Below are 19,608 nucleotides of genomic sequence, written 5' to 3' on the forward strand. Positions count from 1 at the left end.
ATATATGAACTCCTCACTTACAGTAATTATCTAATAATTGGATCCCGAATTTCCCACTTTTTTCAGGGTGGAACTGAACACCCATTACTTGCTCATTTCCTATTACACTTGCAAAATCTATCCCATAATTAGTTGTTCCTAGTACATCCTTTTCTTCTAATGGATTTGCAAAGAACGAATGTACAAAATAAAAATCAGTATTATCTGGGATGTTGTTGAATAAGAAATGTTGCTGAACATCTTTCACTTGATTCCAACCCATATGTGGAATCTTTTCGGCATCCACTTTAAATTCCGGTACTGTCCCTTTTAAGAGACCTAAACAAGGAACGTTCCCTTCCTCACTTGATTCTAAAAGTAGTTGCATACCAAGACAAATTCCTAACAATGGAGTTCCTTTTGCGACTTCACTCTTTAAATAATCACTTAAACCCGATTCATTTAATATTTCCATAGCAACTTTTGCATTACCCACTCCAGGTAATATCAACTTTGTAATCGATTCATCATGATCGGATGGTTTCGTAATTAGCTTTGTATCATATTCTAAACGAGCAATTGCTTTCATCACACTATGTAAATTTCCTGCTCCGTAATCTATAATGCCAATCATTCTCATGCCTCCACTTTTAGTATGCTATTATTATGCCATCTATCTATTAAAATTAAAACAAAAACTTTAGTACACTAGCAGACTAAAACCAGTCATTTATAAAATGACTGGTTTTTTACTTACATATTCATTTACTTTTTTCGCTACTTCTCGCCCTTCTTTAATTGCCCAGACGATTAAACTTTGCCCTTTTCTAGAATCACCTGCAGTGAAAACTCCCTCAATATTAGTGGAGTAATCCTTCGTAGAAGCAGCAATTTTTTTATTTACAATATTTACTCCAAATTGTTCCGCTAATGAAGTTTCAGGTCCTTCAAATCCAATAGCAACAAATACGTATTGTGCTGGCCAGACTTTTTCTGTTCCAGGTAGCTCTTTAAAATAGAAAAATCCATCTTCTCCTAATACTTTTTCCATTTCTATAGTGTGAAGTTCTTTTAAATTTCCGTTTCTATCAGCTACCATTTTTGTAGTCTGTATTAAATATTCACGTGGATCTTTCCCATACTTTGCAGCTGCTTCTTCATATGCATATTCTAATTTATATATATTCGGATCAGTTGGCCATTGATTATCTTCAGCTCTTGATACAGGCAACTGAGGATGCTTACCAAACTGAACGATACTTCGGCATTTTTGTCGTATCGCAGTAGCCACACAATCTGCTCCAGTATCTCCACCACCTATAACAATAACGTCTTTACCTTTTGTATTAATAAACTGACCATCTGTAAAATTGGAATCTAGTAAGCTTTTTGTTGTAGTTGTTAAATAATCCATCGCATAATAAACACCTTGAGAAGTGCTACCTTCCATATGAAGCTCTCTATGCTTATGAGCTCCAATACATAAAATAACTGCGTCGAAGTTTGCTTTTAATTGTTCCGCAGAAATATCCTTCCCAACTTCCGTATTCAAAACAAAATCGATTCCCTCTTGTTGTAGCAAATGAATTCGGCGTTGCACTATCACTTTTTCCAGTTTCATATTCGGAATACCATACATTAATAATCCGCCTGCTCTGTCTGACCTCTCAAAAACAGTAACAGAATGACCTGCTTGATTTAACTCATCGGCACTTGCAAGCCCTGCTGGACCTGAACCAATTACGGCAATCTTTTTTCCAGTACGCTTAGTCGGAATTCTCGGTGTAATCCATCCGTTTTCGAATGCCTTGTCTATAATCGTACGCTCGATACTTTTAATCGACACTGCTGGATCTGAAATAGCAAGTGTACATGATCCCTCGCATGGGGCTGGACATACCCTACCTGTGAACTCTGGAAAATTATTTGTCATTTGTAATCTCACTAGAGCTTCTTTCCATTTTCCCTTATAAACTAAATCATTCCACTCTGGAATTAAATTATATATCGGACAGCCTGCTGTCGCTCCTCTTATTTCAATTCCCATGTGACAGAAAGGGGTTCCACAATCCATGCATCTAGCTCCCTGTCTTTGAAGGGATTCATCCGTTAATTTTGTTGAGTATTCGCTCCAATTTTTTACCCGTTTGAGAGGGGCCACCTCTTTACCTTTTTCACGTTCGTACTCCATAAATCCTGTAGGTTTACCCATAAGTTACTCCCCTCTCCACTACTTTTTCAATAGTTCTAGTTCTTTCTTATCTTTGTTATTTGAAGTAGATAAAAATGCTTTCATCGCTGCTGCATCATCCGTTAAACCTTCCAATTTAAATGCTTGGATTTTTTCTAGCATTATTTTGTAATCATTTGGCACTATTTTTACAAATCGATCAGACATTTCTTCCCATCTGTCTAAAATGTTCATCGCTTTCGAACTCTTTGTGTAATAGTAGTGATCCATAATCAATTGGCGTAAAGAATGCAACTCATCTGAAGAACTTATCTTTTCAAAGTCAATCATTTCCATATTACATTTTTCTTTCAATCCGTTCACATCATCAACAAGTACATACGCAATACCACCGGACATTCCTGCCCCAAAGTTTTTTCCTACATCCCCTAAAATGACTGCACGACCACCAGTCATGTATTCACATCCATGATCCCCTATACCTTCTACTACAACATCTACCCCACTATTTCGAACTGCAAAGCGCTCCCCAGCACGTCCATTGATAAATGCAGTTCCACTAGTTGCCCCATATAATGCAACATTACCTGCTATAACATTTCCTTCTGCAGCTCCTTTAAGCGGTGCCGTGACAATTAGTTTTCCTCCAGATAATCCTTTCCCAAAGTAATCATTAACATCACCTGTTACGTACATGGACATTCCCTTCGGAACAAATGCACCAAAGCTTTGGCCAGCCGCTCCAGTAAAGCGTAAAATAATGGAATCGTCAGCTAATCCTCTTTCTCCATGCTGCTTAGATATTTCGCTTCCGATTATAGTTCCTACTACTCGATCTGTATTCGAAATAGGATATTGTAAATCAATTTTTGTTTGATTCGTAATTGCCTTCTCCACTTTAGGAAGTAGTTCACGTAAATCAAACGAAGCATCAATCTTATGATTTTGTGGAGTTGAGTATGTTCTATTTCCTTGAACCTGGAATAACAAATTAGCAAAATCTAGTTGTTTTGCTTTCCAATGTTCTTTGGCACGTTTACTCACTTCTAATACATCTGTACGTCCAACCATTTCTTCCACTGTTCTAAATCCTAGATTTGCCATATATTCGCGCATTTCTTCAGCAACAAAACGCATGTAATTTACTACATAATCTGCACTTCCTGTAAACTTATCACGCAGCTCTGGATTTTGAGTGGCAATACCAACCGGACATGTGTCTAAATGACAAGCACGCATCATAACACACCCTAAAACAATTAACGGAGCGGTCGCAAATCCAAATTCTTCTGCACCTAATAAAGCAGCCATTACTACATCTTTTCCTGTCATGAGCTTACCGTCCGTCTCTAACCTCACTCGATCACGTAAGCCGTTTAACATGAGTGTTTGATGTGCTTCTGCTAGTCCTAGCTCCCACGGAAGGCCAGTATGTTTTATACTCGTTTTAGGTGATGCTCCTGTCCCTCCATCGTAACCGCTGATCACAATGACATCCGCTGCACCCTTTGCTACTCCTGCTGCAATTGTCCCTACTCCAGCTTTCGCTACTAGTTTGACGCTGATACGAGCTGTACGATTAGCATTTTTCAAATCATGTATTAATTGAGCCATATCCTCAATGGAATAAATATCGTGATGTGGTGGGGGGGATATTAAACCAACACCAGTCGTAGAGCCACGAACATCCGCTACCCAAGGGTAAACTTTATTACCTGGTAATTGTCCACCTTCCCCTGGTTTTGCTCCTTGTGCCATTTTAATTTGTAGTTCGTCTGCCTGAACAAGATAATGACTCTTCACTCCAAATCTTCCGGATGCAATTTGTTTGATAGCGCTTCTTCGGTTATCCCCATTTGTATCAAGTTCATAACGACTAGGATGTTCACCACCCTCTCCACTATTACTTTTTCCACCTAATCGATTCATTGCTATCGCAAGAGTTTCATGAGCTTCTTGGCTTAAAGAACCAAACGACATAGCGCCAGTTTTAAATCGTTTTACGATGGAGTCTACGGATTCAACTTCATCAAGTCGTACTCGCTTATTTTTTGGTTTAAATGTAAATGAATTACGTAAAAAGCCTATTCGTTCTTCATTTGCCATTTCCGCATATTGTCTGTATAAACCATAGTCTCCTTTACGTGTAGCCCATTGAAGCGTATGAATTGTTTTAGGGTTAAAAGCATGGTGCTCTCCTGTACTTCTCCACTGGAAATCACTTCCAGATTCTAAGGAAACTTGTGTAGAGTCAATCGCTGTATTATGACGTCTTTTTGCTTCTTCGGCGATTGTCCCCAAATCAATTCCATCCAATTGAGAAACTGTACCAGTAAAGTGACGTTCTATAACATCTTTGCTAATGCCAACAGCTTCGAAAATTTGCGCTCCACGGTAACTTTGCACTGTAGAGATACCCATTTTTGACATTACCTTTACTACACCCTCTGCAATTCCTTTACTATATTTAGAAATCGCTTCCTTGTAACTACTATCTATATGACCATTCTGAATCGCTTCACCAATGGTTGCAAAAGCTAAATAAGGATTAATGGCATCTACACCGTATCCTATAAGCGCTGCAAAATGATGTACTTCACGTGCTTCCCCTGATTCAACTATGATACTCACTTTTGTTCTATTTCCTGTACGAACTAAGTGTTGATGAAGACTACTAGCAGCAAGTAATACAGGAATAGTGACTTGTTCTTTATTGATCATTCGGTCAGATAAAATTAAAATGGTTTTATCTTGTTCCATAAAACGGTCAGCCATTTTAGAAATATTCTTTAAGTCAGAGTCTAAATCTTCTGTCATTTCTAAACCGATTAAACCATATTGGAAATTAGAATCTTTCATTTCTAGTAAATTTTTTAATTGATTGTTCGTTAAAACTGGATTATCTAAAAATATTCTTTTAGCATTTAAGGCATTTGGTTGTAGCAAATCACCTTCAGCACCAAGCAATGTCATCGTCGAAGTAACTATATGCTCACGAATAGAATCAATGGGAGGATTCGTAACTTGTGCAAAGTGCTGCTTAAAATAGTTGAACAATGATTGTGGACGTTCTGATAAAACTGCAAGTGGTGTATCGTTCCCCATCGAACCAATCGGATCTTTGCCATCTAAGGAAATTGGAACAATATACTTTTGAATATCTTCATACGTATAGCCAAATGCTTTTTGTAGAAATAAAAGATTATTTAATTGCTCAGGCTCCTCATGAACGGTTGTCAGAGTAAGTTTGTTCTCATCTAACCACTGCTTATATGGAAATGCTATTGCCATTTCCTGCTTAATTTCTTCATCAGAAATAATGCGTCCTTGTTCTAAATCGATCAGCAACATTCTTCCAGGACTCAGTCGCTCTTTATATAAGATATTACCCTCATCAACATCCACAACTCCAACTTCTGAAGAGAAAATGATGTAGTCATCCTTCGTTACGTAATAACGAGCTGGTCGTAATCCATTTCGATCTAAAATTGCTCCTATTTGCTTTCCATTTGTAAATGAAATTGCGGTTGGACCATCCCAAGGCTCCATTAAAGAACTGTGGTAAGCATAAAATGCTTTTTTCTCTTCACTAATGTGAGGATTTTCTGTCCATGGTTCCGGTATGAGCATCATAGCAGTATGAGCAGGCGATCTTCCTGCTAGTACGAAAAATTCAAATGCATTGTCAAGCATTGATGAATCACTACCGTTTGTATCAATGATCGGCAATACTTTTTCCAAATCTTTCCCAAATGCGTCAGAAACAAATTGTTTCTCCCTAGCTTTCATCCAATTTACATTACCGCGTAAAGTATTTATTTCACCGTTATGGACAATGTAACGATTAGGATGCGCTCTTTCCCAACTTGGGAATGTATTTGTACTATATCGTGAATGCACAAGCGAAAAAGCCGATGTGAATAATTCATCTTGCAAATCAATATAAAATAAATCTACTTCATCAGGAGTTAATAACCCTTTGTATACGATAGTTTGGCTTGATAAGCTTGCACAATAAAATTTCTTTGATTGTTGTTGTGCCCAATGCTCTACTTGTTTTCTTATTACAAACAATTTTCGTTCAAAAGCAAGAGAATCCATTTCGTTTAACGATTTTATAAAGACTTGACGAACTACCGGTACTGTCTCTTTTGCTGTTTCACTTAACGCATTGGCGTTAATCGGTACTGTTCTCCATCCAATTAGTTGCTGTCCTTCTAATTGGATTGTCTCGTTAAATTTTTTTTCGATTTCTTCACGTTCTTTGTCATCATCTGTAAAGAATAACATTCCAACCCCATAACCGCCTTTGGCTGGTAAATCCCATTCATTACACACTACTCGAAAGTACACATCTGGTATTTGAACCATTAAGCCTGCGCCATCTCCCGTTTGACCATCACTTCCTCTTCCAGCACGATGATCGAGACGACATAACATCTCTAATCCTTTTTTAACTATGTCATGCGTAGCTAAACCTTTTATATGTGCATATAAACCAATCCCACAAGCGTCGTGCTCAAATTCAGGTTGATATAGCCCTTGTGCTTTTGGTAGCTTATGAAAAGTCATATTAAATCCCTCCAATTTACCTTACAAGTTACTTATGAATATTGTAGGTTTTCAAAATAATATAAACAATATATAATTTGGATATAAATCATCTACTTTTTAGATTGATTAGAGGAGTGAGAATTTGGAACTACGTCAATTGAGGTATTTTATAGAAGTTGCAGAACGTGAACATATTTCGGAAGCAGCCATTAATTTGCATGTCGCTCAATCAGCTGTAAGTAGACAAATTGCAAATTTGGAGGAGGAACTTGGGGTAGAATTGTTCGAACGCGTGGGGCGGAATGTTAAGTTAACACCTATCGGGAAAATATTTATGCAACATAGTATATTCGCTTTGCAAGCTATTGACCATGCTAAAAAACAAATTGATGAATACTTAAATCCTGAAAAAGGAGTTATTAAAATAGGCTTTCCAACCAGTTTAGCTGGCCACTTATTGCCAACAGTTATTTCTGCTTTTAAGAAAGAACATCCAAATGTAGCCTTTCATCTACGCCAAGGATCTTACAACTATTTGATTGATGCTGTAAAAAATAGAGAATTAAACCTTGCATTTTTAGGTCCTCTCCCCCCAAAGGATGAATTGATAAATAGCACTATTTTATTTACTGAAGATTTTTCAGTACTCTTACCAAGCCATCATCCTTTTGCCAATAAAAATAGTATTCCTTTAATTGATTTACGAAATGAAAATTTTGTTTTATTCCCTGAAGGCTATGTATTAAACAAACTTGTCGTTGAAGCATGTAATTCTGTCGGATTCACACCCAAAGTTACGTCTGAAGGTGAGGATATGGACGCTATTAAAGGTCTAGTTGCAGCAGGTATAGGAGTAAGTCTACTACCCGATAGTACGTTTACCGACTCCACTCCGAGATTTACCACAAAAATCCCAATAGCCTCACCTGCCATCCGAAGAACGGTCGGTATCCTTAGCCCAGCTTCAAGAGAGTTGTCTCCTTCTGAAAAAGTGTTTCATCATTTCGTTATCCGTTTCTTCTCCTTACTTGGACAATACCAATAATTATTACAAAAGTATTACAGGTGCCTGGCACCAAAATAAAAACAAACATGAAAACGTGTATTTCACGATTTTCATGTTTGTTTTTAAATGCCATTCATTTGTTTATTATAATACGCTTAATTTTTCGTCTTTCAAATCACTGATGAACATGCAGCCCGGAGCATGCGTAATCATGATCGAAGGTTTACTCTGCATCGCAACCGCTTGTGGTGTTACTCCGCAAGCCCAAAACACAGGGATTTCACCTTCTTTGATTGTAACAGCATCGCCAAAGTCAGGCTTATGGATGTCATTGATACCAATAATACTTGGATCCCCAATATGTATCGGAGCTCCGTGCACTCCTGGAAAGCGCGAAGTAATTTGTATCGCTCGAATCGCATCTGATTGTGACATTGGACGCATACTTACTACAGTTGGACCTTCGAAAACACCTGCTTTTGCACACTCAATATTTGTTTTGTACATCGGTACATTGCAGTTTTCCTCAATATGTCGAATTGGTATGCCTGCTTCAATCAACGGCGTTTCGAAGGTAAAGCTACAACCAATTAAAAAAGCTACCATATCATCTTCCCAGTAATCCTTAATATCAGTCACTTCTTCTGTAAATACACCGTCTTTATAAATACGATATTTTGGAATATCCGTTCGAATATCCGCCCCATTTGCAATAGTACTTGGATTATATGAACCTACTTCCGTAACATCTACCAATGGACAAGACTTTGGATTTCTTTGGCAAAATAATAAAAAATCAAAAGCATATTCTTTTTTCAAAATAGCTAAATTTGCTTGTGTATATCCTTTAGCCATACCAGCTGTCGGACCTGTAATTTGCCCAGATCTTATTAATTTACGGATTTCATTTGGAGCCATTGTTCCATAATTAATCATCGATCAACTACCCCTTCCTATTTAAAAAGCAATGGAATTTGTTCTATTAGCGTCATGATTCCTAACACACCCATTATAATAGTTACGATTGCCCCAGTGATTGTTAACCAAATAGGATGCTTGTAATCTCCTACAATTTCTTTCTTGTATGCTCCAACTAATAACGTACCTAGTGCTATTGGCAAAATTAGAGCATTTAGAGCACCAACAAGAAGAAGAATATTAACCGGTCTTCCTACTAACGCAAAAACTATAGTTGATGTAAGAATAAAAACGATAATAATCCAGTTATGGTATTTCTCTATTAAAGGATGGAATGAACGAATAAATGATACGGATGTGTAAGCCGCACCAACAACAGATGTAATTGCAGCTGCCCACATAATTACACCAAACATACGATAACCAATTTCACCAGCAGCAAGTTTAAATACAGAAGCTGGTGGATTTGCAGGATCAATTTGTAATCCTTGTGACACAACCCCTAGTACTGCTAAAAATAATGCAACACGCATTATTCCCGTTACTACAATACCTGTTACAGAACCTTTCGTTACATCAGGTAATGACTCCACACCTTTTACTCCTGCATCTAAAAGTCTGTGACCTCCTGCAAAAGTTATATAACCACCAACTGTTCCACCTACTAGTGTCACAATGGCAAAAATACTAATTTCTGAAGGAGCAAACGTATGTACAATCGCTTCGCCAACTGGTGGTGAAGTAGAAAAAGCAACATAAACCATTAAAGAAATCATGACAAATCCAGCAATTTGAGCAACCTTATCCATTGCTTTTCCTGCTTCTTTCACAATAAATATAAAAATCGCAAATGCCGCACTAATAATTGCGCCAGTGATCGGATCCAAACCAAGCATCGCATTTAAACCAAGGCCTGCTCCAGCAACATTCCCAATATTAAATGCAAGTCCACCCATTACTATTAGAATCGCCAATAGCACACCTAAACCCGGCAATACTTTATTGGCAATTTCTTGTCCACGAAGCCCTGAAACAGCAATAATTCTCCAAACATTTACTTGAGCAACAACATCTAGTAAAAGTGAAATCAAAATGACAAATCCAAAACTAGCTGCTAGTTGTTCAGTAAATACAGTTGTTTGTGTTAAAAATCCTGGTCCTATAGCTGAGGTCGCCATCAAAAAAGCCGCCCCTAGTAAGACACTTTTCCCTACCGTCTTTTTAGTATTATCTTTTGGTATTAATTGTTCGCCCACATGTTCTCCCCCTTAATCAACGAAAGCTGAAACGCTTACATTATTATTTTTTAGAGTTTCTTTAATATTTCGGGCAAAAGAAACAGCATGTTCCCCATCTCCATGAATACAAACTGTATCTGCTTTTATATGTACTTCTGTATTTTGTTGCGAAATTACGATTCCTTCCGTCACCATTTTCACAACTTGGGCAATCGACTCGTTAGTATCTATTATTAGAGCATTACTCTGTTGACGCGAAGTTAATGAACCATCTGACTGATATGTACGATCCGCAAATACTTCATGAGCTGTTCGTAAGCCCACTTTTTCTCCTGCAGCCGTTAATTCACTATTAGCTAACCCAAATAAGACAAGTGAAGGAGATACATCATATACCGCTTGGGCTATCGCTTGGGCCAATTCAAAATCTTTAGCGGCCATATTAAATAATGCACCATGCGGTTTTACATGTTGCATCTGCTCACCAAAAGTAGCTAAAAACCCATTAAGCGCACCAATTTGATAAACTACCATATCATATGCCTCTTGGGGAGTTATTTTCATCTCTCTTCTACCAAATCCATTTAGATCAGGCAAACCAGGATGTGCACCAATTTTAACGCCATTTTCAATAGCTAACTTGACAGTTTTCCGCATTACACTTGGATCTCCAGCATGAAATCCACATGCAATATTCGCTGATGATACATATTTTAGTATTTCCTGTTGCTCTCCTAATTTGTATCGACCGAAACTTTCCCCTAGGTCGCAATTTATATCTACTCGAAACATTTTATCCCTCCTAAACTTCTATTAGCATCACAATACTCTAGTTCCGAATTATGAAACTGATGTTTTGAAACTTAAACATAATATTAGCACAATCGTTTTTTTCTGAATAGATATTATTTTGCAATTGTTTATTTAATTATTTTTTAAACTATAGCTTGTATTTTGATTTTAGAGAATTATAATAATTGTTATATTTCATTTTTAAGAACTTCATTACCGTATTTCGAAACTAAAGGAGCTGTTTGTATGCCTAATTCCTATTCTGATTGCATTATAAAACCATTGGGAGATTCCGCATTAATTGTACAGCTCGGAGAAGGTATAGATAGTGCTATTCATCAAAAAGTTAAAAATCTATCCGAACTACTAGCTAATAGTCCATTTGAAGGATTAACAGAATTTGTTCCAGCTTATAACAATATAACGGTGTATTATAATCCATATATTGTTCATACTTCCCAGAAAAGTGACTTAAATTCCTTTGAATTTGTTTCTATTCATATGAAAAATTTAGTAAAAAAAATGACGAAAAATAAAAACGAGTCTGCTAGGGTAATTTCTATCCCTGTTTGTTACGGAGGAGAATATGGACCCGATTTAAATACAGTCGCTCAATATCACAACATTTCACCAGAGGAAGTTATTCGCATTCATTCAGAGAGTGAATGTTTAGTTTACATGCTCGGTTTTGCACCGGGTTTTCCTTTTATGGGTGGAATGGATGAACGTATAGCTACACCTAGAAAGGAAACTCCTAGATTGTCAATAAGACCCGGTTCAGTTGGAATAGCAGGTAAACAAACCGGTATTTATCCACTAGAGACTCCTGGTGGATGGCAAATCATTGGACGCACCCCGCTAGATTTGTTTCTACCTCAAATGTCCCCCCCTACCTTATTGCAAGCTGGTGATATTATCCGCTTTGTGCCGATTTCTTCCAGTGATTATTTAAATTATAAGGAGTTGAAGAAATGAGCATACGAGTGTTGCATTCCGGACTATTAACTACGATTCAAGACATAGGCCGTTATGGATCGCAAAAGTTTGGAGTTATAGTCAGTGGTGCGATGGATAGCTATTCTTTAAGACTGGCAAATCTTTTAGTTGGAAATAAAGAAAATGAAGCCACACTTGAAATTACTTTATTTGGGACAACGCTTCAATTTGATGAAGATACCTTAATTTCAATAACTGGAGGAGATTTTCTCCCTACGATTGACGGAAAAAAAGTTCTGTCGTGGCGACCAATCTTAATAAAGAAAAATTCTGTCTTAAAATTCAATTCAGCTATAAAAGGAAGTAGAGCATACGTTGCTTTTGCAGGTGGAATAGATATCCCGGAAATTATGGAGAGTAAAAGTACCTATTTACGTGCAAATATTGGTGGCTTTAAAGGAAGAGCGTTGCAAAAAGGAGATATTTTTTCAGTAGGAGAAGTAAGTGAAATTGCCGAAAAGCTTATTGAACAGTTGAAAAACAGTGATGCAACTTGGTCTGTAGACTTTAATAATTTGATAAGATTTGAACAGAATCAGTATATTCGAGTGCTAAAAGGAACTGAATTTAACCGTTTTGATCAGAAAAGCCAAAACATTTTTTTCGAAAAACCTTATACCCTTACAGTCCAATCCGATCGAATGGGATACCGATTAGATGGTCCTACCCTATCATTAGCTGAAAATTTCGAGCTCTTATCTGAAGGAGTTACCTTTGGAACTGTCCAGATCCCATCAAATGGACAACCAATTATCCTGATGGCAGACCGTCAAACTACTGGGGGCTATCCTAAAATAGCACAAGTGATAACTGCTGACTTACCAAGTCTCGCTCAGATTCAACCAACCGGAACAATACGCTTTAAGGAAGTCACGCTCGCTGAAGCTGAAAATGAAATATTTAAAAATGAGCAGCTAATAAAAAATATAAAAAATGCAATCCATTATAAAATAGTTAGTAATTAAAAATAATCCTCTATTCACGTTTGGAATAGAGGATTTTTATTTACAAAGCCTAATCTTTCAGAAATTATATTCGCAGCATCTATTGCTTTTTTTGCAAAGAAATCGACCTGATCTTTTTGATAGTTTGCTTCAATTCCAGCTATACTAATTCCACCTATGATTTCTCCTTTATTGTTGAAAATAGGAGCAGCAATAGCTGAGGTATGATCTTCTAATTCGGAATGACTAATCGTATAACCATTTGTTCTTGCATTTTTTATACTCTCTAATAAAATCTCTTTATCAGTAATTGTTCCCATAGCAAAAGACTTTAATTCTACATTTTCTAAATAAGAATTGATTTCATCATCTTCTAAAAAAGATAAAATGACTCTTGAACAAGCTCCAGCATACAAAGGACTTCTTCTTCCAATAGCAGTGTATAATCGAACTTTTTGGTATACATCTACTTTTTCAATGTAAATAGCTTCGTCACCTTGCCGTATAATTAAATTAATCGCTTCTTTTAATTCATTATGTAATTCTTGCATGATAGGATATGCGATTTGTCGTATATCCAATCTTGAAGAAACGAGATTTCCATAAGTAAGAAAGAGGAGACCTAACCGATATTTAGAATCAGCGCCTTTTACGACAAAACCCATTTCCTCTAAAGATATTAACATTCGATAAACGGATGATTTAGGAATCTTCGAAAGTTCAATTATTTCTTGAAATGTCAAAGCCGCATGATCAATAAATAAATTTAAAATATCCATCGAACGAACTACTGTTTTATTTTTCATATACTCTCCTTTAACAAGTAACTCTCTTATTCTTTAACAAAATTAATAAGCTTCTTTTTACTTCTAAAATTAACGATAAAAATACTAGCACCAACCATGATTAATCCAATAATAAGCAAGTAGGTAATTGGTTCATCTAGGAAAACAGCACCTATAAAGACAGCAATAATTGGTACAAGAAATGTATATGAGCCTACTTTGCTTGCTTCTCCTTCATTAATCAACTTGTAGTAGATAATATAAGAAATAGGAATCCCAAAAATTGCGCCATAGCTTAAACCAAATATGTATGTACTATTCCACTGAATTTCAGACCAACTTTCAAAGTATGTCCCTGTTCCAAGAAGAACCGCTCCCCCAATGATACATTGTAAGGAAACCATCCAGTAAGCATCTACTCTATCCCTTATACTTTTAACGTAAATCACACCAAATGCCCAACATATTGCTGTGACTATCCCAAGAACAACCCCAATTATGGACACATGAAAAGTTAACCCATCTAAACTAACCATTAATATTCCTAGGAATCCTATCAAGAGACCAATAATTTTAACTGGGGTCATAAATTCCCCTAACCAAATCCATGCGAACAAACCTAATAACACTGGTTGAAAATAAACAAGTATCGAAAACAAGCCTCCAGGTAAATAATTTAACCCTACTGTTTGTATTCCAAAAAATAATGTTGTATTAAATAAAGCCGAAATACAATACAACTTCCAATTTTCCCGCCAATTAATTTTATCTATCCTCTTCAACAATAGGACTCCTAACAAAACCCCACCAATCGTTGCTCGCATTCCGGAAAATAGCAACGGAGGTGTGTAAGGTAACGCTAATTTATAAATTGGCCAGCTAGCACCCCACACTAAAATAAGCACTAATAGTGCCATCGTCGATTTCGTAAATACCTTACTCAACATTATAACTTCCCTTCAAAACTAAACCAAGTCTATGAATCCACTATACACCCAAAGAAAAAAACCATCTATCAAAAAAACAAAAAAATTGAACTAATCCCTCTCTATTACAAATAGATTACAGGTGCCTGGCACGAAAACAATCGTGAAATTCGTGAAAATCAAAACAAACATGAAATTCGTGAAATTCACGTTTTTCATGTTTGTTTTATTAATTACTAAAATTATTTAACTTTATTGTAAAATTCAACAAAATTGTTAACTACGGAATCAAGGAAATCACTTGTACCTTGGTCAGTAATTTCATTTTGTTCATTCAATTTTGTATGAATTGCACCAATGTATACTTCATTTCCAGGAAGTAGTTTTGGTTGTAATGTTGGATTAGAGATGATTTCTCTTAAATGCAATTGAGCACGAACACTACCAAGTACGCCCATAGAAGAACCTACGATAAAAGTTGGTTTATCTTTTAGGTCATGTCCGCTACGAGACATCCAATCAATTGCATTTTTCAAAACTCCTGGGATTGAAAAGTTATATTCAGGTACTGCGAATAGCACCGCTTCCGCATTACGAACTTTCATTTTGAAATCCATTGCCCCTTTGGGAGGATTCTCTTCAATATCAGCACTAAACATCTCTACATCGTTGATTAATACGACTTCAATGTCTAATTTGTCTGCGTAGCGTTTTTTCATGTACTCCACTAGTTTTAAGTTATAAGATTCTTTTCTGTTACTACCTATTATTGCTGCCACTTTAATTGCCATTTGTAAATCTCCTCTTTCCTTATAATCTTTTGGTATCGAATCTACAATATTCGACCAGTTAACACGTTTTTTAGTATATCACTGTGATCCTCAAAAATGCATAGACTATGCTTGCAACCTCTTTTACAAATACAGGAACAATATTCTTTATATTCGGAACATATTGACAACCTAAAAATTAAATATATAATTAATTTTAATATTTCCGAATATTGAAAACGTTTTCCGTAGACCGGAAAAGTTAAAGTGATTCTTCCAAAACTCTAACTTCTGAAAGGATTGCTACATTAATAAGGAAATTAACGACAAACTAGGGGGAATTGTATTGGCAAAAATCATAGAAAAAGGAAATTTAAACTCAAATGTAAAAAGTAAATTAACGAATGAAATATCTATCGATGCATTTGTACTAATGTTTTGTGTAATATTAATAGTGGCTGTATTAACGTATATTTTTCCTGCTGGACAATACGATCGAGTGGAAGTAGATGGACGACAAGTAGTGGACCCTTCCACATTTCATTTTGTTGAAAATGCACCTGTTGGTTTTTTTGATATATTTAGTAATGTTCATGTTGGTATGACTGAAGCCGCGCCTATTATACTTTTTGTACTACTATTTGGTGGAGCACTTGGAATAATACAAATGACTGGTGCATTAAATTCTTTTATTCAAATAGTATCCTTGAAATATTCTTCTAAAGAAAAATTGCTTATACCAATTATGGTTTTAGTATTTTCTTTGTTAGGCACTTTAATTGGTTCCGCTGAAGATTCTCTTGTTTATTTAGCAATCCTTGTACCTATGACTATTTCTTTAGGATTTGATGCGCTTACTGGATTTGCTATAGTCATGCTTGGTATTATGGTCGGTTTTCTTACAGGTATTACAAATCCATTTAACGTAGGTGTGGCTCAAGGTATAGCTGAGCTTCCAATATACTCAGGTATTGAGCTGAGAATTGCACTATTTGTAGTAATGTATCTAGCAACAGTTTTATATATCTACCGTCATGCAATGAAAGTTAAAAAGAACCCGGAGTTAGGTGTGTTTGGAAAATATACTAGACAATCCACTGATACCATTGAAGAAAATTTCAAACTTTCTATGAGACATAAAATCTCTTTGTATGCTTTGCTTTTAAACTTCATTATTCTAATGTATGGGGTTATCAAACTTCAATGGTATATTTCAGAAATCGCTGGGATATTCTTGTTATTTGGGATTATTATAGGTTTTATTTGTAAGCTCTCCCCCAGCGATATGTCTAAAGGATTTATTGATGGTGCAAAGGAAATGATTTCTGGGGCTTTAATTATTGGAGTCGCTCAAACTATTTTAGTAATCGTACGTGATGGTTTGCTGTTAGACTCTATTTTATATTATTCGTCAAGTCTAATTGGGAATCTCCCTCCTGCTATTAACGCACTTGGTATGTTCTTTACCCAAATGTGTATGAATTTTATCGTTCCATCTGGAAGTGGACAAGCAGCACTGACGATGCCTATTATGACACCTCTGGGAGATTTGATTGGTGTTACAAGACAAACAGCCGTGCTTGCCTTTCAAACTGGAGACGGTATTTCCAATCTCATTTTCCCAACATCAGGTGTTTTAATAGCAGCACTAGCTTTAAATGGTATCCCCTATACGAAATGGCTAAAATGGGTCTTCCCGTTCATCGGAATATTAATAGCAATTTCCATTTGCTTTTTAATGTTCGCACAATTCACGAATTATGGTCCATTCTAATTAAAGGAGTTAATGAATAATGACAATAAAGGAAACAACAATTAAAGAAGAAGTAATTAAATGGAGAAGGCAACTTCATGAGAATCCTGAGCTCGGTTTTGAAGAAGTGGAAACATCAAATTACATTTATCAACTTTTGCAATCATTTTCTGGTTTAGAAATATCAAGGCCAACTAAAACAAGTGTGCTAGCAGTACTTAAAGGATTAAAGCCTTCTGCCTCCCCTCTTACTATTGCTTTTCGAGCAGATATCGACGCACTTCCGATAGTAGAAGAAGCAGACGTTCCTTTTAAATCCAAAAAAGAGGGTGTCATGCATGCATGTGGACACGATACACATACTGCCATGTTACTTGGTGCAGCAAAAGTACTTTCCTCCAAAAGAGAAGAAATTAGTGGAGAAATTCGTTTCATCTTCCAACACGCAGAAGAAGTAAGCCCTGGAGGAGCGTTAGGACTAGTAGATGTAGGTGTCGTTGACAATGTTGACCATATATTTGCATTACATGTGGATCCATTCGTTAAATCAGGTACGATTACAATGAAGGATGATGTCTTATGTGCAGCAATTGACGATTTTGAAATTACCATAATAGGTAAAGGGGGACACGCATCAATGCCCGAAAAATCTATAGATCCAATTGCAATTGGAGCAGAAGTAGTTTCCAATCTCCATCAAATAACAGCTAGAAAAATTTCAGCATTAAATGTTCCTGTTTTATCTGTTGTTGTTTTTCAAAGCGGCAATGTACTAAATGTTATACCAGAAACTGCCTATATCGGGGGAACACTTCGCTCCCTTGATAGTGTGAGCAGAGAAGAAGCAAAAAAGTATGTCAATCAGATAGTTAAAGGAATCTCAGAAGCACACGGAGCATCATTTAAGATTAATTGGATGGAAGGATACGATCCTGTTATTAACGATAAAGAAAGTGTTACGATTTCAAGAAAAGCTGCTATTGAAGTATTTGGGCACGAAAATGTCATTCATATAGATAAACCTTTCTTTGGTGGAGAAGATTTCTCAGCGTATCTACGTAAAAGTCCTGGCTCTATGCAATTTCTTGGTATTTACAATGAAGAACTCGGAAACAACTACCCTCTTCATCATCCAAAGTTCATGGTAGATGAAGAAGCTCTACAGTATGGTACAGAGTATTTCGTTAAAATAGCTGAACACCTATGTATGAAGTAAAAATATAAAACTTACAGGAGGAGGTCGCCATATATTAGGTAACCTCCTCCTATATTATTACAGAAGTGTTACTGGTGCCAGGCACCAGTAATACTCCTGTAATACAACCACTAATAACTTCCTTGATAAAGAATATAGTTGTTACATTATTTCGAATTCTTCGAAAGAATAATGGCGATTTACTACTGTAGTGTGTTAAAATATATTAATCTTTAAATTGGAGGAGTCATTATCTATATGCAAGCAACAGGTACGAAAACCATTCAAGTAGAAAATGTGCTAATAGCACATCATTTTTTGAAAGATGTAGTTATTCATACACCTTTACAAAAAAATGAGTATTTATCTGAAAAATATAATTGCACAGTATATTTCAAAAGAGAAGATTTGCAGCATGTTCGCTCATTTAAACTCCGTGGAGCTTACTATAAGATTAAAACAATTGAGAATGATGCAAGGGAAAAAGGAGTCGTGTGTGCAAGCGCGGGTAATCATGCTCAAGGAGTAGCTTATGCATGTGCACATTTGCAAATTACCGCAAAGATTTTCATGCCTCTTACTACACCAAAACAAAAAATCGACCAAGTGAGAATGTTTGGTCGTGAATATGTTGAAATAATTCTCGCAGGTGATACTTTTGATGACTCTGCTACTAATGCTATCGCTTTTGCTGAAGCTGAGAACCGGATTTTTATCCACCCATTTGATGACCGAGAAATTATTTCTGGGCAAGGTACTGTAGCTGTGGAAATAATGAATGACATGGAAGAACCAATTGACTTTGTTTTCGGAAGTATTGGTGGTGGAGGATTAATATCTGGAGTTTCTACTTATATAAAGAACATATCACCAAAAACTAAAATTATTGGAGTCGAACCAGCTGGGGCAGGTAGCATGAAAGCTGCTTTAGAAAAAAATGGACCAGTAGCTTTAGAATCTATTGATAAATTTGTAGATGGTGCTGCAGTAAAATGTGTTGGTAATCTCAATTATGATGTATGCCAAAAATATGTAGATGATATCGTTCTCGTTCCAGAAGGCAAAGTTTGTACAACCATTTTAGATTTGTATAATAAACACGCAATCATTGCAGAACCTGCAGGAGCACTTCCTGTGACCGCTCTCGACTTATATCAAGACCAAATAAAAGGAAAAACTGTTGTATGCATTATCAGTGGTGGAAATAACGATATTGGTAGAATGCAAGAAATTAAAGAAAAGTCATTAATGCATGAAGGCCTACTTTATTACTTTATTGTAAACTTCCCTCAACGTGCTGGGGCATTAAGACAGTTTTTAGATAAAGTACTTGGACCGGACGACGATATTACGACATTTGAGTATACAAAGAAGAACAATAAAGAAAGCGGACCAGCGCTTGTAGGAATTGAATTGAAAAATAGCTCAGACTATAATGGTCTTATTTCTCGTCTAAGTGAGAATGGCTTCTCTTATAAAGAAGTGAATAAAGACAGTACTCTCTTTGAGCTTTTAATATAATAATCACTGTTTAAACACTTGTGAAATATAGGTTTCACGA

The 19,608-nt window shown here is 36.2% G+C and carries 15 protein-coding genes; 6 read left to right on the plus strand and 9 right to left on the minus strand.

All coding sequences use genetic code 11. The features are described from left to right. Nucleotides 1-13: 13 nt before the first annotated feature. From hisH to gltB, 3 genes are all read right to left on the minus strand, one after another. Nucleotides 14-613 (minus strand): imidazole glycerol phosphate synthase subunit HisH, encoded by a 600-nt coding sequence (gene hisH, locus AM499_RS08090; RefSeq protein ID WP_053589724.1) that lies wholly within the window; start codon nucleotides 611-613, stop codon nucleotides 14-16. A gap of 96 nt (nucleotides 614-709) precedes the next feature. Beyond that, nucleotides 710-2,191, minus strand: coding sequence for a glutamate synthase small subunit (gene gltD, locus AM499_RS08095; protein WP_053589725.1), 1,482 nt, complete (start codon nucleotides 2,189-2,191; stop codon nucleotides 710-712). A gap of 18 nt (nucleotides 2,192-2,209) precedes the next feature. Next, nucleotides 2,210-6,742 carry a glutamate synthase large subunit gene (gene gltB, locus AM499_RS08100; RefSeq protein ID WP_053589726.1) on the minus strand — a complete coding sequence of 1,511 codons (4,533 nt, stop codon included), beginning with the start codon at nucleotides 6,740-6,742 and terminating at the stop codon, nucleotides 2,210-2,212. 124 nt (nucleotides 6,743-6,866) lie between these two features. Here gltB and AM499_RS08105 point away from each other — a divergent pair, with 124 nt between their 5' ends. Next, a complete protein-coding gene (locus AM499_RS08105; RefSeq protein WP_053589727.1) occupies nucleotides 6,867-7,769 on the plus strand; it encodes a glutamate biosynthesis transcriptional regulator GltC in 903 nt (300 codons plus the stop codon). A 105-nt stretch (nucleotides 7,770-7,874) separates the two neighbouring features. Here the strand turns inward: AM499_RS08105 and AM499_RS08110 are convergent, their stop codons facing one another. The 3 genes from AM499_RS08110 to AM499_RS08120 all read right to left on the minus strand — a co-directional run bounded on the left by AM499_RS08110 (nucleotide 7,875) and on the right by AM499_RS08120 (nucleotide 10,678). Further along, entirely contained in the window at nucleotides 7,875-8,666 is a 792-nt protein-coding gene (locus AM499_RS08110) for a putative hydro-lyase (protein ID WP_053589728.1), read from the minus strand. A gap of 17 nt (nucleotides 8,667-8,683) precedes the next feature. Then, complete coding sequence (locus AM499_RS08115; RefSeq protein WP_082355356.1) at nucleotides 8,684-9,826, minus strand: NRAMP family divalent metal transporter; 1,143 nt, start codon at nucleotides 9,824-9,826, stop codon at nucleotides 8,684-8,686. A gap of 90 nt (nucleotides 9,827-9,916) precedes the next feature. After that, nucleotides 9,917-10,678 (minus strand): LamB/YcsF family protein, encoded by a 762-nt coding sequence (locus AM499_RS08120; protein WP_053589730.1) that lies wholly within the window; start codon nucleotides 10,676-10,678, stop codon nucleotides 9,917-9,919. A gap of 246 nt (nucleotides 10,679-10,924) precedes the next feature. Here AM499_RS08120 and pxpB point away from each other — a divergent pair, with 246 nt between their 5' ends. Together pxpB and AM499_RS08130 are read left to right on the plus strand one after the other, a co-directional pair. Next, nucleotides 10,925-11,653, plus strand: a complete 729-nt coding sequence (gene pxpB, locus AM499_RS08125; RefSeq protein ID WP_053589731.1) for a 5-oxoprolinase subunit PxpB — start codon at nucleotides 10,925-10,927, stop codon at nucleotides 11,651-11,653. Continuing rightward, nucleotides 11,650-12,639 (plus strand): 5-oxoprolinase subunit C family protein, encoded by a 990-nt coding sequence (locus AM499_RS08130; RefSeq protein WP_053589732.1) that lies wholly within the window; start codon nucleotides 11,650-11,652, stop codon nucleotides 12,637-12,639. Before pxpB ends, AM499_RS08130 begins: the two co-directional genes overlap by 4 nt. 14 nt (nucleotides 12,640-12,653) lie before the next feature. Here AM499_RS08130 and AM499_RS08135 read toward each other — a convergent pair whose 3' ends face one another. From AM499_RS08135 to AM499_RS08145, 3 genes are all read right to left on the minus strand, one after another. Further along, a complete protein-coding gene (locus AM499_RS08135) occupies nucleotides 12,654-13,424 on the minus strand; it encodes an IclR family transcriptional regulator (protein ID WP_053589733.1) in 771 nt (256 codons plus the stop codon). Nucleotides 13,425-13,450: 26 nt separating this feature from the next. Continuing rightward, nucleotides 13,451-14,347 carry a DMT family transporter gene (locus AM499_RS08140; protein WP_053592136.1) on the minus strand — a complete coding sequence of 299 codons (897 nt, stop codon included), beginning with the start codon at nucleotides 14,345-14,347 and terminating at the stop codon, nucleotides 13,451-13,453. Between the two features lie 224 nt (nucleotides 14,348-14,571). Continuing rightward, the gene (locus AM499_RS08145; RefSeq protein WP_197275616.1) at nucleotides 14,572-15,120 is read right to left on the minus strand and encodes an NADPH-dependent FMN reductase; all 549 of its coding nucleotides are present in this window, start codon (nucleotides 15,118-15,120) and stop codon (nucleotides 14,572-14,574) included. Nucleotides 15,121-15,445: 325 nt separating this feature from the next. Between AM499_RS08145 and AM499_RS08150 the strand changes: the two genes are divergently transcribed. From AM499_RS08150 to ilvA, 3 genes are all read left to right on the plus strand, one after another. Beyond that, nucleotides 15,446-16,873, plus strand: coding sequence for a YfcC family protein (locus AM499_RS08150; protein WP_442853785.1), 1,428 nt, complete (start codon nucleotides 15,446-15,448; stop codon nucleotides 16,871-16,873). A gap of 19 nt (nucleotides 16,874-16,892) precedes the next feature. After that, nucleotides 16,893-18,068 (plus strand): amidohydrolase, encoded by a 1,176-nt coding sequence (locus tag AM499_RS08155; protein WP_053589734.1) that lies wholly within the window; start codon nucleotides 16,893-16,895, stop codon nucleotides 18,066-18,068. Nucleotides 18,069-18,305: 237 nt separating this feature from the next. Beyond that, the gene (gene ilvA / locus AM499_RS08160) at nucleotides 18,306-19,568 is read left to right on the plus strand and encodes a threonine ammonia-lyase IlvA (protein ID WP_053589735.1); all 1,263 of its coding nucleotides are present in this window, start codon (nucleotides 18,306-18,308) and stop codon (nucleotides 19,566-19,568) included. The last annotated feature ends 40 nt before the right edge of the window (nucleotides 19,569-19,608 follow it).

It is taken from the genome of Bacillus sp. FJAT-22090 (assembly GCF_001278755.1).
Taxonomy (GTDB): Bacteria; Bacillota; Bacilli; order Bacillales_A; family Planococcaceae; genus Psychrobacillus.